Genomic DNA, 16,988 nt, shown 5'->3' with positions numbered 1-16,988 from the left:
CAAATAGACGCTATGCTAGCTAAACTCTTTTTCACCATCATATTTATCTGGATAGGTGGCCATTCCTTTGCGCAAACCATTATTACAGGCAAATTACTCGACGAAAATCAAAAACCGATCGCCAATGTCACTGTGTCTTATAAAAAGATCGGTTCTGCAGCCTTATTGAACTTTTCAAAAAGTGACGCTAGTGGAGCCTTCAAACTTACTGTTAAAGTTAGCGACGTAGATTCAGTACAGTTGGATTTTAATCACCTCAGCTATGCCAAACGTAGCGTACATGTTGCCAATGCGACTGCAAATTATGCTTATATTTTAAAAAGTGAGGTGCGGAAAATACAAGAGGTAAAGGTGTCGGATGTGCCAGTGTACAACCGAAAAGATACGATTAATTATAATGTAGCTTCTTTTACAGGAGCGCAAGATCGTGTAATAGGTGATATCATCAAGAAGCTTCCAGGCGTAGAGATGCGCAACGGTCAGATCTTTTATCAAGGCGAACCTATTCAACAGTATCGGGTCAATGGATTGGACATGATGGGCGGACGTTACGGGCTTATCAATCAAAATCTTCCAGCAGATGCGGTTATGAAAGTTCAGATCCTTGAAAATCATCAACCCATCAAAATGTTGGATAAGTTGGTCTTTTCAAACCGCGCCACCCTTAATTTACAGCTTAAGAAATTTACCACAACAGGTACCGGTAAACTAGGTCTTGGAGCAGCTCCTGCGCTTTGGGATGCTAATATTACACCAATGACATTTGCCAAGACCTTTCAAATGCTCAATTCATTTCAGACGAACAATGTTGGCGATGACGTGTCACAGCAGTTAAAACCATTCTATTCAGGTACTGGTTATTTTACAGCGCGATCTCGCTTTTCAGATGGACCGTCCTATCTCTCCATTCGGGAGGTCGCCACTCCGGGTTTCGATCAGAAAAAATGGTTGAACAACCAGATCTTTTTAATGAGTAGCAATATGATTCAAAAGTTAAAGAACGGTTTGGAAGTCAAAGGTAATTTTTCTTATTTCCACGATAATCGAAAATTGCAAGGAACAACGTCGACACAATATTTTACAAACAACGAAGTGATCCACAACCAGGAGGTAGTAGACAATCGCTATGGTATCGATGAGTTGAATATTGGGATGCTGGTCGAAAAGAACGAGTCAAACGTTTTTTTTAGTAACAGTACCAATTATCGTAAACATTGGAATAACAGTGCCGGTAATATTCTTTTTAATGAAGACATCCCTATACAGCAGGACAAAAAATTCTCAGACGAAGCCTTTCTCAATTCCTTTTCACTCGGCCGTTTTATAGGCAAGCAGTTGGTCAATATCACGTCTACTTTAGAGTGGCACAGTACACCTCAACGTCTTACGGTCAATCCCGGTCAGTTTGAATCGTTGCTCAACGGCGGGATGCCCTATGATCAGATGGGACAGATCGTTCGTTTTAAGAGCTTTAATTTTGAAAATGGCCTGAGTTTATCGCGCAAGATCAAAACATGGACTTTTTCACCTAGCATCAACCTGAATTACAACAACAGTACGTTAAACAGCTATATCGAGCTGCATGATCAGCATGATATTCGCGTCCTGGATACTGGTTATTTCAATGCTATGAATAGCGCGCAGATGCAGCTGCGGATGGCGCTCCAAATTGGGAAAGAAGTGCGCAAGTTTAAATACAGTTTTAATCTGCCATTCAGTCAATATTACTATAATGTCAAACAACAAGGTATACAGCGTCTGAAAAATGAATTGCGGAGCAGTTGGAGCCCCTCTGCTTCGATGAGCTATCTGTTTAACGGGGAAAATACGATCAGTACAAACCTGAGTGGAGGTCGAAATTTTGGTGGGCTCGACAATTTCTACAATGGTTACATCATCAGTCAGTATCGCAGTATTCAAAAGTATGATGCACGCTTACTCAAGAATGAAGAGCTGCGTACAGGAATACATTATGCGTATAAAAACACCTTGAAGGCAAGCTTTGCCAATCTGGGTTATAATTTTAGAAAAAGTTGGCGTGACTATATGTTCAGTACAGTATTGGATAGTATGGGACGCAGCACGACCAGTATTATTAATCAAAATGCGCAGAGTCTGTCGCATGGGATCAGTGGTGGACTTTCCAAACTATTTGTCCGTATCAAAACTGTAGCAAAGTTAAATGGTAATTTCAGTTGGAGTACTTCAGATTATTTGCTCAATGAGCAGTTGGTCAAACAACATGTAAGCAGTCAGTCGTTCACACTTGACTTGATCAATTCGTCTTCAGCGTTGATTTCCGGAGATTACCGGCTTGCTATGGGTCGGACCCACAATAGATTGGCTGCTGGACAGCGCAATGAGCTGTTGTATAACAATCATTTTTTTAATCTGGTAATTTCGCCCCATGATCGACATTTGATCACCTTGTCCAATTCATTATATGCAAATAATGTCAATGCACAAAAAAGTCAGTATTTTATGGACGCAACTTATCGGTTCAGGCTAAGCCATTGGCGTACCGATTTAGAGTTGACAGCAACCAATATCTTGAATAATAAAAACTATCTGTAGCAATTTTCCTCAGATTATGAGCTTATACAGAGTTATTTCGAACTCAGACCAAGACAGTTTCTGATTGCAATGCGATTTAAAATCTAGTGTTTAACTCCCAAAGAATTTGTTAACTTAAGGTTCTCAAGTGACCTTTGATTGATCAACAACCATAGGATTACTGTTATATGAAAAATCGTTATATCGTTACACCAAAAGACAAAAGGGCAGAAGAGTTCTTGGATTTTAATGAAGCCGGAGATCATGATTTGATCCAGTTAGTTCTCTCAGAGTCGCAATTTTATCAATTAGATGCTTGTGGTGTATTTTCAGATTTGAATAATATGCTAGGCTGTTTAATAGATGATTTTGAAGACGATGCTATCACGAGTAAGTAACAGTTGGAGAAAGGGTTAAAATATTTGAAAAATTTAAGGCTAAAAGATGATCGTATTCAGATGCTTTTGGAGGAAATTATTTGCCTGTTTGAAGAAGCTGTGAAAAGGCAAACTGGCGTTTATTTTTTCTTTTAATAGGAGCTTGGTTATTTTTAAAGTATCCAAATCAATCAATTCGTATAAATAAGAGCCATCCCTAACAAATAGATAAGTTGCGAAGCCACGTCGAGAGATGTGGCTTCAATTTTTTGCGTATCATTGTATGTCGATGGATAATAGGTAATCAATTTTGAATTGAGCATATGGTACAATATACTATCAAGTGGCTAACAGATAGATTTGAAAATGGAGATAGCTTCAAATTTCTCTTCTTTTGGGGGCATATAGCCAAGCAAAATCAGGAAGTTGGAAAATTTGTTTTCAGTCAATGGTATGAGAGTCCGTTTACAGTAGATAATATTACCTATAGGACTGCGGAGCATTGGATGATGGCCCAAAAAGCATTACTTTTTGATGATAAGAAGAATTTTGAGAAAATCATCAACTGTATTAAACCGGGTGAGGCCAAAGAGTTGGGAAGGCAAGTTGTAGGCTATGATGATCAGATTTGGAATGAACGCAAATTTGAGATCGTTAGGAAAGGAAACATCCATAAGTTTAATCAACATTGGGCGCTGGCCGAATATCTGTTAAAAACAGAAAGTAGAGTTCTTGTTGAGGCAAGCCCCGTTGATGCCATCTGGGGTATTGGACTTGCACAAGATGACGTCGATATTGAAAACATCTATTGTTGGCGTGGTCAAAATTTATTGGGCTTTGCATTGATGGAAGTACGAGATTTTCTAGGTCAATTTGCGCAATTTCAAGTACTTCAAAACGCTATGCAACCGCCTTGGTCGAAGTTTTCCGATAAGGACAGTAAGGATATGTTTTGGAGAATGGGATTGGGTGAGGAATATTTGAGCAAATTCGGTGCTTATTATGATCATCTGTCTGAAAGGGAACAAACCATATATCAACTGACCTATCCTCCTCCTTATTCCTGGATGGATTTTTATTAACTTCGTATAAATGGAATTTTACAACTGGTGGTTTGCCAGTAATAAAAGACAAACCACTAGTGAATCATCTATTTAAGTTTAGTTTAGAAGCCAGGTCGTGAAATCTGGCTTTTTTACGTCAAAAGGGTCTGATTCTCATCAGACCCTTTCTCTTAGCGTTTATTTGTACAGTAATCTTTATGTTTCTTATCGTTTCCTCTTTTTTGTTTCGTCATCCAATGTTTTTAAAGACTATTGGATTTTCACTGTACGACGCCAATTTTTATGTTGAACCTTCCATTTGAAAGGTAGCTTGTAGCCGTTTTGTATTGTAAGAACAGTTGCCATTTCCAAATAGTTTTATCGGAGTTGTTTTTTTTATAAATTGGGTTGGCATAAAATTAGGAATCCCCTTATTGATAATCCAGAGAGATCGTATTGGAAAAATGAAAAATAAACTATAGATTTTGAGAAAGGACAAGAACTTTGAAATTGCGAAATAATTGATTTTTTATGAAAATAGAGCGTATTATTAGCTGGTTTGATAGAAGAGATGAGGGGCTTATTGGTGAATTTAATATAGACTTTATACCTTTAGATTTTTTGAAGGAGACTTTTAGACCTCCGATTGAAGATCCTTTAATGTACAATCCTTATGATATTAATATAGCGGAATCTGAAATTCTAAAAAAATATGTAGACATTGAATTCGAATTTGATAAATATATATATCAAATTGATTGTTTTCAGGCTTGATAATTATGAGACTTTACACATAGAAATATCGTGTTTTCATAGAAAAGGATTGGAAATTGGGATTGGGTTCATTGGAAATATTGAAAATTTTAAATTATTTAATTTGGAACTATTCGTTTATGGTTCCAACGATTGGGATTATATTTTTCAAAACTTCTCCTTAAAAGACCTATGATCAGGATCTTTTTTCGTTTTGATGATTTCACCAAAACAGATTTAGTTACTTTGGAGCGGGTGGATAATGATTGGAAAGTATCCAAATCGATCAATTCGTATAAGTAGTATCCAATAACTGGTAGTTTGCCAGTAATAATAGACAAACCACTAGTGAATCATCTTTTTATTCCATCATCCAATGCTTTTAAAGGCAATTGGAGTTTCACTGTAAGACGCCAATTTTTATATTGAACCTTTTCTGTTGAAAAGGATCTTGTAGCCGTTCTTATATCATAAGAATAACAGTCGTTTCAAAATAGTTTTATAAGAATGACCTCTTTTGTCTTGCTAACTGTCTTGTTTTCTTTTAATTATTGTTGTAGTTTTGGTACCTCACATCGAACTGTTTTGCCGTAACGAGATAAAACGAGGCGAAAAATGAAAAACAACTATAGTTCACTCGAAAATTTAACTTTGCAAAAGTTAATACGGGCTGGAGACCAAGAAGCATTTAGGATAATCTATGAAAGGTATTGGGACAAAATATTTGTGATTTGTAATAACCGGATACCACAAAAAGATATTGCGGAAGATCTTTTACAGGATATTTTCATTTCACTTTGGAATAATCCCAAACTCGAGGAGATTCAAAATCTTGAAGCTTATTTATCTCAGGCAGCCAAGTTTTCTATAATCAAATATCTAAATAGATCTTCAAGAATCGATTTTGTTGATCCTAATTCCTATGGACTATTGGATCGCGTGGAAGAGCTTGGTCTGGACGATGCATTATGCATTAAAGAGCTTCAGCAACTTATTTTCCAAGAGGTAGAACGCTTGCCGGAGAAAGCAAAGATTATCTTTAATTACTCCCGCATAGATCATTTGGACAGTCGAGAGATCGCTGAAAAACTAAATATATCACACCGAACTGTTGAAAATCAAATCAGCAAAAGCCTCAAACATTTAAGGATTTTTATAAATAATTTGAAATCTTTATTATTTTTTTAATTTTTTGGCGTGCGTTGCTTAAGACTTGTGGTACTTCTATATAGACCACAATTGTTAATCATATGAAGACGCAACAAGATATTAAAGAAATTATTTCCCGTATCAACCAGGGAACAGCTTCAGAAGAAGATATAGTACAATTCCAGCTTTGGTACAATAGTTTTGATGATAAAGAAACGATACTCGATAGCAATCTCACAGCTGTCGAATTTAAAGATAAAAACTGGGCGGAGATTCACCGACGTATTGCACCCACTAAAGTACGGCGATTGCAATGGGCATGGGGAGTTGCCGCTGCACTGCTGCTGCTTTCTACAGCTGTAGTTTGGATCTGGTCAATTCAGCAAAAGGGAAATAGCAATGAAGTTTTTAGATCAGCGGCGTGGATTACAGATGCTTCGGGCCAAACTCAAGAAATTAGTAGCAGCTTAAACGATTTTCTAGATTCGACGAGCTATGTGGATCTTAAAGAACATCATGATTTAAGAACCTTGGCAACAGCGGCAGGGGAGTTTACCAAAGTTATTCTCCCAGATGGGACTAAAGTGTCGCTAAATACCGGATCGAAAATCGTCTTGTCTCCAGATTACGCCAAGGCGGCACAAAGGACAATTTCATTGGAAGGAGAGGCTTACTTTGAAGTCGTAACAATACCTGGACGTAGCTTTGTCGTAAAAACAGCAGATCAGCAGATCAAAGTTCTCGGTACAAAATTCAATGTCAGCGCTTATCCTAGTTTTGATAAAACAGTTACCACACTACACGAGGGGAAAATTGAGCTAAGCAATGGAAACCAAAATGTCATATTGCAACCCAATAATATAGTTGTCAACAAAGATGGAGCTTTGTCTCTTCAACGGATGGTGAAGCTAGAGAAAGAGGCATGGCGGAAACTAGATTTTGAATTTGATAATGAATCTATTAAGACTGTACTTCATCAACTTAGCCAGTGGTATGGTTTTGAGCTCTCTTATCAGTCCGCTGTTCCTAACCAACATATCTCTGGTAAAATAGTAAATGGCACAAAAACCTCCGATGTGCTTGAGATTATGAAAAACTTAACGAATGGGAATTTTCAGATAAAAGGCAACGTCCTCTATGTAAATTTCGCAAATAATTAACCTTAATACAATGAATGAAAAATTCTTTAAACGAAGCCCGGCTTTTTTAAATCCGGAATTGCTTTCGGTTAAACTAACCACCTTAATGACAATTGGGCTATTATCTTGTAGCATACAGCAAAGTTTCGCACAGCGAATTCATATCGATACAACCAAAAAGCCACTTAAAACAGTATTAAAGCAGATTGAAGAGCAGTCAGGTTATTCTTTTGTTTATGATGCAGGTATTGTAGAAAACACGGCTATGTTTCAGATTTCGCTTGATGAAGATGGGATTCAAGCTGCATTGTCGAAATTAGCTAAAGAGCTTCATGTTGACTATAAGATTGTTAATAAAACTATTACATTAACTCGGATCAAAGAAAAGGAGGGAACAATCTTGTTGAAAGGACGTGTGTCCATCGATGATCAGGATGGTAAATCTCCTTCATATCAAGCTGGTGTCAGTGTCGCGATCAAAGGAACTAATAAAGTTACCAGTACAAACAATATCGGCGAATTTAGTTTGGAAGTTCCTATGGAGGCAACTATTGTGGTCAGTTACATCGGTTATAAATCCAGAGAAATTCCTGCTAAAGATATCAGAAAAAATCTAGCTATCGTGCTCCAAAAAAGTATGGATTATCTGGACGAAGTAATTGTAACAGCATATGGTACCAAAGAAGCGAGAGAGAACCAAACAGGATCGGCTTTTACGATTACAAGAAAGGACCTCGATAACAGGCCTGCACTCCGGTTGGATGCTTTACTGGAAGGTGTCGTTCCAGGGGTCGAATTTAATTCACAAGATGGGGGGACAAATAGTTCTGCAAGATCACGCTATAGCACTAGAATACGTGGAGAATCCTCTACCGTTGGCGGTACAACATCAAATGAGCCATTATGGGTCGTAGATGGTGTGCCTTTGTATACTGGCGGAACGACTAATTCAATTCCTGGGATGCAAAATTCGATCAGTCCATTGACATATATAAATCCGAATGATATTGAAAGTGTCACCGTACTTAAGGATGCCAGTGCAACGACAATCTATGGCGCAAATGGATCCAATGGTGTTATCCTGATAACAACCAAACGAGGAAAAGGAGCCCCAAAACTTACTTATTCATTTCGGACTGGGATAAATAGACGGCCATCAAGTCATCTCAACCAACTGAATGGTCGCCAATATTTAAACCTGGTCAAAGACATGGGGATGGTTGATCAGTTGGGGAAAATTGATACCAGCCAGGATACGCGTTGGGCAGATGTTTATAATCGTACTGGTTTTACTAATCTCCACAGCCTAGGACTGTCGGGTTCAACAGATGCTGTTCATTATTTCCTCTCGGCCAATATCTATGACGAAAAACAGACCATTATCGGTAATTCTACAAAACGTTATGATGTGCGTTCAAACGTAAGTGGGAATGTGGGCAAACGTTTGGTTTTGAACAGTACACTTGCTGCTTCTTATTCTAAAGATGACATGTTCAATCCAGGCAATGCTTATTTTCAGTACAGCCCATTGATTAGTCCATTTAGTCCAAATGGTGAGTATATTGAGCGAGATCCAAATGGCGGGCTTTTGCAGGGTATGCCTGGTCTGATCGATCAAAATGAACAAAAACAAGCAACCGCACATGTTTTGGGAACCTTAGGATTTACTTATCAACTATGGGATGGATTAGTCTTTACAAACCTTAATGGTGCGGATTTTACCAGCGCCAATGAAGATCAGTACTTTTCAATGTATAATTACACGGGCTCTTCGAGTAACGGCGAGGCCTATCGAGGGCAGTCACAGGTTTTAAACTTAATCAGTACAAATACCTTAGCATTTAAGCGTACTATTTTTAAAGGTGATTTTGATGTTGTACTGGGAACCGAAGCACGAAAAGAAGAACGTAGATCTGTTTCCGCTACGGGAAGTAATTTTCCAAATGACTATATCCGGGAAGTCGGCTTTGTATCCACTGATAATCGTCTTGGCACAACAAGCCGCGATAAACAAACGTTACTTTCCTATTTTGGGCGTGCCGGTTACGTATATGATAAACGTTATGCAATAAACTATACCTATCGAAAAGATGGCAGTTCCAATTTTGGGAAAGATGTAAAATGGGGAACCTTTAGTTCTGTCGGTGCGGCCTGGACAATAAGCAATGAGGCTTTTTGGCCAAAAAATAAGATTGTTGATTTCTTGAAATTTAAGGCATCCTACGGAAATAATGGTAACTCTCGATTTAATTCAGCTTATGCCAGTGGTATTTACAAATACGATTCCAATTATAGTTACGGGGGGAGTTCTGGAACGACGATGTCGAGAGGTGTGAATGACGGACTGAAATGGGAAACAACAAAAATGCTCAATACAGGGATAGATTTTAGATTGTTAGGTCGGTGGAATGTAGCGGCCGAATACTATCGAAATGTTACCCACGATATGATTGACGATGCCTATGTATCTATGGTGACAGGCTTTAGACGTACTTATCAAAACGTCGGAAAAATGCAAAATGCAGGTGTAGAGCTGAGTGTCAATGGAGCAATACTACAAAAGGAAAACTTTAATTGGAATGCAACGTTCATTTTATCTTCAAATAGAAACAAAGTGTTGCAGTTAAATGAAGATATTGACCGTGTTTCGGGCAATACGATCATGAGAAAAGGATATAATTCCCGCTCTTACTACCTTGTGCGTTGGGCAGGTGTGGATCCTTCTACAGGAGATCCAATGTGGTATGATTTGGATGGCAATGTAACTAAAGTATATAATACAGAAAATCGTGTACTTGTTGGGAATTCAACCCCGCAATATTATGGAGGACTAACGAATTATGTTAATTATAAAAACTGGAATTTTTCAATTTTCTTCAAATATTCAAAAGGAGGCTATTATTTTGATCAGGCAACTAGAAATAATGGATTGGATGGTCTTAATATTTTGAGTGGCAATCAATCCATTGATATGCTGAATTCTTGGTATTTTCCGGGGCAGCTGGCAACTTCTCCACGACTTTCGAATACAAGTACCTCATCTATTATGAACTCCACCCGCTTTTTATTGGACAAAACATACCTTAAGTTAGATAATATCAGTGTAGGATATACTTTTAATAGCGGTCTAATTCGCCGATTAAAGTTAGATCATATTTCAGTTACCGCTATGGCGAGTAATATCGCGATGTGGACTCCATATTCATCGAAAAAAGGATCAATAAAAAATTATGAAGTTTTAGCTAAGCAGTATGGTGTAACAAACGGAAGCGTAGTTGACAATACTTATGCAAATATGCTTTCAGAATCCAGTCGCGTGCTTAATTATTCATTAGGTATCAATATCGGTTTTTAATCAGAATTTAACATGAAGTTATTTAAATATACAGTAATCGCGGTGTCATTATCGTTGGCAAGTTGCGGTAAATCATTTTTGGAAGTTGAACCCATAGGACAACTCGGCAAAGAGCAACTATTTTCTGATTTGAATGGTATGCGGGATGCACTTGTCGGTAGTTACAACCTGACCTCACGTTTTTTTCAGTCACAGTATGGGATATATGGCGATTTACGTGGCGATGATGTACAACGCATCACAAATGGTACGCAAAATTATATGTTAACGGACTATAACTATACTTTTGATGAAGAAGATGGAACTGGTGGGACTTTAGCCATATGGTCAACAGGCTATGAGGCCATTAATAATATCAATAATATTATTAACTCTGCTGAAACGGTGCGTAAATCACTAAATGGTAGGTCTGACGATTTTAATAGCTATATGGGACAGAGCCACGTTTTGCGTGGACTACTATTTTTTGCATTGGCAAATGTCTATGCACAGCATTATACATATACAGCGGATGGAAGTCATCCGGGAATTCCTATTCCTACAGTAACACCATTACCGAGTGAGCGCGTGCCCAGAGCAAGTATGAAAGATACCTATGCGCAAATCATAGCTGATCTAGAACAGGGAATTACCTTTTTGGGAAATTCAACGGGAAGGACTAAGATATATGCTTCAGCAGATGCCGCAAGAGCCCTTTTGTCGAGGATATATCTATACATGGGGCGTTATGAAGATGTAATTAACTATTCTTCAGTAGTATTGACCGATGGAAAGTACAAATTGGTGAATGCCGAAGATTATAAAAATATGTTTATTTCGGATAGTCAGTTTTCAGATTTTAACAGCATTAATTCTGAAGTGATCTGGCAGCTAAATCTGACTATTAGGTCTTCAAATTTTATGTCAAGCTTCTATTCTGATAGAGTTGCGTTTTTAGCCTATCCTTCAGACAATTTTTTAAATTTATTAGGCACAGATGATATCCGTAAATCAATGTTTGAACTACAATCAAGTTCGAAGAGATATATGTCTCTTAAGAATGGGAAGTATTCAACAACAACTGATTTGAATTGGCCTGTCAACTTTAAAGTGATCCGGTCTGCCGAACTCTATCTAAATAGAGCGGAAGCATATTTTCATACTCAACAATATAATTTGGCGATTGAAGACTTAAAAACCGTTAGAGCGAGGGCATTAGGTAAAAATACCACGGAGATTGTTGTCGAATATACTTCACCAAATGAATTGTTGGAATTGATAAAATTGGAAAGACGCAAGGAATTGGCTTTTGAAGGCCAGCGTATCTACGATATCATGCGTTATAAAGAATCGCTGGATCGTGGGGCCGGATGTAACTCGGCAAACTGTCAGATAAATTATCCCAATGATCTGTTTATTCTTCCTATTCCAAAATCAGAATTAGATGCCAATAAATCCATCACTCCCAATCCCACTGTAAATAAATAAAAATGAAAAATATCCTATTTTTAATGAGTTTCATCTCCCTGCTATTTTTAGCTTGTAATAAAGAATTAGAAACTCCATATGATCATCCTTTTTTCTATATCCACCAAAATAACGTTTCGGAAATAACTGTGCAGGCCAACAGAAATGAGTCAGTTGATTATAAAGTTTATTTCAGTACAAAAACACAGTTTGAAGCTATTGAATTGGATTATGAGGTGGTGGCCGGCGATGGGCTTAAAGCTGGTGTAGATTACGAAGTTGTCACTACCGGTTCTTCTCTTTTGTTTAAGCCAGGTGTCATCGAAATGCCTATAAAAATACGCTGGATTAATCATCCGATAGAAGAAAGTAAAGATAATACATTGACTATTCGTCTGCTCAGAAATGATAAGAATATTACGCTTGGCCTGCCCGGCCCTGATCATAAACAATCTAGTCTGAAAATCACTAAAATATAGAACATATGGATATTCTGAAAAAAACAATAGGGATATTGAGTGTTCTTCTTGTCTCATTCATACAGGTGAAAGCTCAGGACCTTAAACAGGATCCAAAACTGATACGCGGAAAATTAAAAAATGGCTTTCAGTATTTTATTTATCCTAATAATACGAATAATCAGCAGACTGCTATACAGCTTTTTGTCAATGCCGGCAGTCTACAGGAAGAGGATAATCAGTTGGGATTAGCGCATTTTGTAGAACACATGGCTTTTAATGGAAGCAAGCACTACCCCAAAAATGAAGTGATCACCTACTTGGAGTCTTTGGGTGTAAAATTCGGAGCTGACTTAAATGCACACACCTCCTATGATGAAACGGTTTATAAAATTACGATCGATAGCAAGTCGAAGGAAAACTTAGAGAAAGCTCTTGATATCGTTAGCGACTGGGCATTCAATCTTAGTTTCGATTCTTTGGAAATCGAAAAGGAACGCGGCATCATCATAGAAGAATGGCGGACTAAGGAAGGTCTTTCTGCCCGCCTGAGCGACCAGACCCTGCCTTTGATCTTTTCTCATTCCCGTTACGACATTCGTAAACCGATTGGTACGCTGGATATATTGCGTAATTTTCGTCGACCGACACTGGTAGATTTTTATCAAAAATGGTATAGACCAAACTTAATGGGATTGGCTGTCGTAACAAACCAAGATCCAAAAGCAGTTGAAAAGATGATCAAAAAGCTTTTTGGAAAAGCTAAAAACAGAAAACCAGAGGCAAAGCGCGTTTCATATAGCCTCGCAAATCATACAGATACACTTTTTAATGTTTATACCGATAAAGAGGCCAATAGTATTGACTTTAGTTATATTGGGATTTTGCCGGCTAGCAAAGCTGTAAAGACGGAAGCCGATTTTTTTGAAAATTTAAAACGTAGTACAGTAAATGCACTTTTAAAGAAAAGATTTGATCGAATTGCCCAGTTGGATGACAGTTACAAAAGTGCTTCCATGTCGGTCTCTGATCTTTTACTGAACAATGGACTTTCTGTTGGTGGAGCTACCTTGTACGAGGGGCAGATCAAATCTGGAATTTCTAAATATTTGAGAGAACGCGAACGTATTTTGCGCTATGGATTTACCTCTTCAGAACTGTCTGATTATAGAGAGCAATACAAAAGACAGCTTCAACGCGCGCCGGAGAACAAAGAACTGAATGCCAATATAATGTTGAGCCAATTAAAAGATGTCTTTTTTACGGGCCAAATATTAATGGATAAGGAAGCCCGTAATAAGCAGATATTGCGTGATCTGGATCGACTAGATTCTTTAAATCTCCTACATCATCTCCAGGGTTATTTTAAGCCGGGAAATACAGCTGTGATGCTAACCGCCCCTGAACGCCTAATGGCAGAGGTGCCCAAAGAAAGTGTTTTGCGCCAGTTGTTCGCAGAGTCCGCCGAGGCAGATTTGAAGAAATGGACAGATCATATTGAAATACCCCAGCAATTGCTGAGCGATCTGCCTATATCCGGTAAAGTGATACAAAAGAAACTGATCAACGAGGTCGGTGTGACCGAATGGCAACTTTCCAATGGCGCCAGATTTTTTCTGAAGAAAAATGATAGTAGAAAAAATCATATTCAACTAACAGCCTTTAGAAAAGGCGGTTTTATTGCTATGGACAGCTCCGATTATGTCAACGCTGTGTATGCCAAAAATATAATTGGAGCCAGTGGTGCGGGGGCATTTACGCGGGCGGCATTAACAAAATTTTTAAATGGAAACTCAGCGTCGGCCACGTTTATGATAGCGCCAAATCGAGAGGGACTGTCGGCTTCAGCTAATCAAAAGGATATCAAGTCTATGTTTGAGCTGATTTACCTCAAATGGACTCAGCCTCGTGTCGATGAGAAAATTTTTGGAAGCATTAAAAAACAAGGGTTAGATGCCGCCAGGAATAAAAAATTCAATGTGATGGATGCCTATAATCAAGCGATCAATAAAGCTATAGGGGCGGACGATTTGGATGAAAATACACTTTCGGTCGAACGCATTGAAAAGGATCTGCAGATCGATCGTATTGTACCAGTATTCAAAGAACGTTTCCATTCAGCTAAAGATTTTGATTTTGTGCTCGTCGGTGATTTTGATATAGATAGTATTCAAGCATTTGTAGAACAGTATATAGCGGCACTTCCCACAGGATATTACCGCAGTGGGCAGCGGATCCCAGCTTATAAACAACGCCAAGATCAAGAAATTGTCCAATATGCAGGCCAGGCCGAAAAGGCCACGGTTAACTTGTTCTATCAGACCACTTCTACACATTATGATTACCCTGAGATACTAAAAAATGAACTTTTGGAAAATGTGCTCAAGGTTAAACTCCGAAAGAATTTGAGAGAAGAGCAGTCAGGCGTATATGGCGTAGGCGTTAGTGTCAGTGCAACTTCTGAACCGACCGATTTGATGCGCACACGTATTAATTTTACCTGCGAACCTTCAAGAGCAGAGTTTTTGATCGGACAAGTTCAGGTTGAACTTGATAAAATCATTAAAGATCCGTCTTACTTTATTGAAGAACTTAATAATGCTAAAGTACAAATGTATCAGGTATACGACAAACAATTTGGAAAAGATACTTTTTGGAGTGCAGAACTGCGCAACCATATTTATTATGGTTTTGGAACCTGGTCATTTTTTATCAGTTATAAGCAAATGCTTGATCAGATAAAAGCTGCAGACATTGCCGATTATGCTAAACAGAAGCTCAATAAAGCCTACAAAGTAAAGGCGGTATTATTACCGGAAAATTTAAAGAAATAATTCATACAGATGAAATGGTCAGCTACATATCGGACAAGTCTGATAACGATAAGACCTAAGCTTCATCATCATAAAAATATAGGGATGAAAAAACACTATTGTTTAATATTGATCACAATGATCTTTAGTCTGTTTCTTCTCGGATGCAAACAGGATGCATTACTTGCAGATAACGTACAGTTGCAATCCTTTTCTTTTGACCCAGCAAGCAATCCAGGCCTTAAAGATGCAGTATATGGTACCATCGAAGGACAGCATATTTCTATTCGTGTGCCCAACTCTGTCGATATTACAAAAGCAGTACCTTCCTTTAAAGGTACGTCGGAGAAAATGGTTGCATACGTTGGGAAAAATATTCAGGAATCTGGGGTTACGGCCGTCGATCTTTCCAAAGCAACGGTCTACCGTTTTGTGACACCAAACGGAATGTCGGAATATAGCGTTTCGGCACAAAAGTCGGGATCTATTCTTTCCTTTGGTTTCTATGCAGCTGATAATCCAGATTATTTGTTTCGCGATTATCCCGCTACAATAAGCAAACTTGATATCAAAGTAGACCTACCTGTAGATGCCGATATCACCAAGTTGGTTGCCCGATATACTGTCAACGACGGCACAGTACTGAAGTCCAATGGTGCAGATTTCAAAAGCAAGGAAACCATTTTAGATTATTCCAATCCCCAAACCCTGACATTGCAGGATTTGGAAAGCGGGACATCTGAAAATTTTGCTGTTCAGGTAGGCAGGCTGACAGCACCTGTGTGGACAGCGATGCAGCTTCCAGACTTTTTACAAATCAACAATGTTGCGGAGGCAGGGCTTGAAATTAATCCAATAAATAATCAGCCGTATGTATCCGTTCAATTTTCCGGCAGTACAGATGATTTACGAAAGGGGCTTATTACCGCGTTCAATAGTGAAAGCAAACAATGGGAGACTTTAGGGAATGAATCTGGCTTTACGCCAACAAGAGCCGATTACATTTCGTTAGATTTTTCGAAACAAGGAATTCCATATGTTGCATTTAGAGATTATACGGCAGGAACTAATGCACAATATGCATCGTTAATGAAGTATGAGAATAATACCTGGTCATTTGTAGTTGAGCAGCAGGGGTCTTTCAACAGGGTGAATTATTTAACGTTAAAGTTGGATGAAAATGATGTACCTTATCTAGGATATGTGTTCTCACGTGCATCTTCTCCTTACCCTAGCCGTGGTACATATGCTGAATCGTTACGTAATGGAAAGTGGACGGGGCAGTCCTTTGCACAGTCAACTACAGGATGGTTTTCAAAAATGTTTAAAGGGCGGGATAATAAATTGTATTATGTCGTAATGGATTTAACAAGCGGTACAGCAAGCCGTAAACCTTCTGTATATCGATTAGAAAATGGTGCATGGAATTTGGTCGGGAATGTTAATGTAGGACCTGCAGAGTCAAATTCCGGAGGTATCAATATTGATCTTGACGTAAAAGAAGACGGTCAAATTTATATGGTTTACCAGTCCAATTCACCGGCTTATAAAACATTTGTTATGCACTGGAATGGTAGCAGTTGGAAACAGTTGGGTGACGGTATCAGCCAAACGACCAGTAGCTCCGCAAACCGCGACAATGTGGCGGTCCGTATACACCCCGATGGTCGAATTTTCTTGGCATACGGAGACGCAATCAATGGAATAAAGGTCTGCACCTACAATGAAGCTACAGGAAACTGGAATACTGCAGTGCAGGTTTCACCAGAAAATGGAAATAAATTTGTGATGCAGATAAGTGATCAAGGAATACCTTATTTGATCACAGTGATAAACAGCAAAGCTGCTCTTTTCAAATACGATATTCCCGGATTATAACATAGTTCAGGTCACGGTCGGATG

The 16,988-nt window shown here is 38.5% G+C and carries 11 protein-coding genes; all 11 read left to right on the top strand.

Going from position 1 to position 16,988, the window contains the following annotated elements; all coding sequences use genetic code 11:
* The first annotated feature begins 12 nt into the window (after positions 1 to 12).
* The 11 genes from HS960_RS14605 (at position 13) to HS960_RS14555 (ending at position 16,964) form a co-directional block, all read left to right on the top strand.
* The gene (locus HS960_RS14605) at positions 13 to 2,574 is read left to right on the top strand and encodes a peptidase associated/transthyretin-like domain-containing protein (protein WP_182329786.1); all 2,562 of its coding nucleotides are present in this window, start codon (positions 13 to 15) and stop codon (positions 2,572 to 2,574) included.
* A gap of 167 nt (positions 2,575 to 2,741) precedes the next feature.
* Positions 2,742 to 2,951 carry a hypothetical protein gene (locus HS960_RS14600; RefSeq protein ID WP_182329784.1) on the top strand — a complete coding sequence of 70 codons (210 nt, stop codon included), beginning with the start codon at positions 2,742 to 2,744 and terminating at the stop codon, positions 2,949 to 2,951.
* A 302-nt stretch (positions 2,952 to 3,253) separates the two neighbouring features.
* Entirely contained in the window at positions 3,254 to 4,012 is a 759-nt protein-coding gene (locus tag HS960_RS14595; RefSeq protein WP_182329782.1) for an NADAR family protein, read from the top strand.
* 492 nt (positions 4,013 to 4,504) lie between these two features.
* Positions 4,505 to 4,747 carry a colicin E3-like toxin immunity protein gene (locus tag HS960_RS14590; protein WP_120335507.1) on the top strand — a complete coding sequence of 81 codons (243 nt, stop codon included), beginning with the start codon at positions 4,505 to 4,507 and terminating at the stop codon, positions 4,745 to 4,747.
* A 594-nt stretch (positions 4,748 to 5,341) separates the two neighbouring features.
* Complete coding sequence (locus HS960_RS14585) at positions 5,342 to 5,914, top strand: RNA polymerase sigma factor (protein WP_120335508.1); 573 nt, start codon at positions 5,342 to 5,344, stop codon at positions 5,912 to 5,914.
* 62 nt (positions 5,915 to 5,976) lie between these two features.
* The gene (locus HS960_RS14580; RefSeq protein ID WP_182329780.1) at positions 5,977 to 7,035 is read left to right on the top strand and encodes a FecR family protein; all 1,059 of its coding nucleotides are present in this window, start codon (positions 5,977 to 5,979) and stop codon (positions 7,033 to 7,035) included.
* A gap of 10 nt (positions 7,036 to 7,045) precedes the next feature.
* Positions 7,046 to 10,369, top strand: a complete 3,324-nt coding sequence (locus HS960_RS14575) for a SusC/RagA family TonB-linked outer membrane protein (protein ID WP_182329778.1) — start codon at positions 7,046 to 7,048, stop codon at positions 10,367 to 10,369.
* A gap of 12 nt (positions 10,370 to 10,381) precedes the next feature.
* Positions 10,382 to 11,836: a RagB/SusD family nutrient uptake outer membrane protein gene (locus HS960_RS14570; protein WP_120335511.1), complete on the top strand. Its 1,455-nt coding sequence runs from the start codon at positions 10,382 to 10,384 to the stop codon at positions 11,834 to 11,836.
* 2 nt (positions 11,837 to 11,838) lie between these two features.
* Positions 11,839 to 12,294, top strand: coding sequence for a hypothetical protein (locus tag HS960_RS14565; RefSeq protein WP_120335512.1), 456 nt, complete (start codon positions 11,839 to 11,841; stop codon positions 12,292 to 12,294).
* A 5-nt stretch (positions 12,295 to 12,299) separates the two neighbouring features.
* Positions 12,300 to 15,107 carry a M16 family metallopeptidase gene (locus HS960_RS14560; RefSeq protein ID WP_182329777.1) on the top strand — a complete coding sequence of 936 codons (2,808 nt, stop codon included), beginning with the start codon at positions 12,300 to 12,302 and terminating at the stop codon, positions 15,105 to 15,107.
* Positions 15,108 to 15,191: 84 nt separating this feature from the next.
* Positions 15,192 to 16,964: a hypothetical protein gene (locus HS960_RS14555; RefSeq protein WP_182329775.1), complete on the top strand. Its 1,773-nt coding sequence runs from the start codon at positions 15,192 to 15,194 to the stop codon at positions 16,962 to 16,964.
* Positions 16,965 to 16,988 lie beyond the last annotated feature (24 nt).

The organism is Sphingobacterium paramultivorum (genome assembly GCF_014109745.1).
Taxonomy (GTDB): Bacteria; Bacteroidota; Bacteroidia; order Sphingobacteriales; family Sphingobacteriaceae; genus Sphingobacterium; species Sphingobacterium paramultivorum.
Note: the sequence above shows the minus strand (reverse complement) of the source record. Positions and strands in the feature narration are given on the sequence as shown.

Excerpts from the sequence above, each read along its gene's own strand:
- HS960_RS14595 (WP_182329782.1), top strand. The coding sequence starts at position 3,254 with ATGGTACAATATACTATCAAGTGGCTAACAGATAGATTTGAAAATGGA.
- HS960_RS14605 (WP_182329786.1), top strand. The coding sequence starts at position 13 with ATGCTAGCTAAACTCTTTTTCACCATCATATTTATCTGGATAGGTGGC.
- HS960_RS14590 (WP_120335507.1), top strand. The coding sequence starts at position 4,505 with ATGAAAATAGAGCGTATTATTAGCTGGTTTGATAGAAGAGATGAGGGG.
- HS960_RS14560 (WP_182329777.1), top strand. The coding sequence starts at position 12,300 with ATGGATATTCTGAAAAAAACAATAGGGATATTGAGTGTTCTTCTTGTC.
- HS960_RS14580 (WP_182329780.1), top strand. The coding sequence starts at position 5,977 with ATGAAGACGCAACAAGATATTAAAGAAATTATTTCCCGTATCAACCAG.
- HS960_RS14565 (WP_120335512.1), top strand. The coding sequence starts at position 11,839 with ATGAAAAATATCCTATTTTTAATGAGTTTCATCTCCCTGCTATTTTTA.
- HS960_RS14575 (WP_182329778.1), top strand. The coding sequence starts at position 7,046 with ATGAATGAAAAATTCTTTAAACGAAGCCCGGCTTTTTTAAATCCGGAA.
- HS960_RS14585 (WP_120335508.1), top strand. The coding sequence starts at position 5,342 with ATGAAAAACAACTATAGTTCACTCGAAAATTTAACTTTGCAAAAGTTA.
- HS960_RS14570 (WP_120335511.1), top strand. The coding sequence starts at position 10,382 with ATGAAGTTATTTAAATATACAGTAATCGCGGTGTCATTATCGTTGGCA.
- HS960_RS14555 (WP_182329775.1), top strand. The coding sequence starts at position 15,192 with ATGAAAAAACACTATTGTTTAATATTGATCACAATGATCTTTAGTCTG.
- HS960_RS14600 (WP_182329784.1), top strand. The coding sequence starts at position 2,742 with ATGAAAAATCGTTATATCGTTACACCAAAAGACAAAAGGGCAGAAGAG.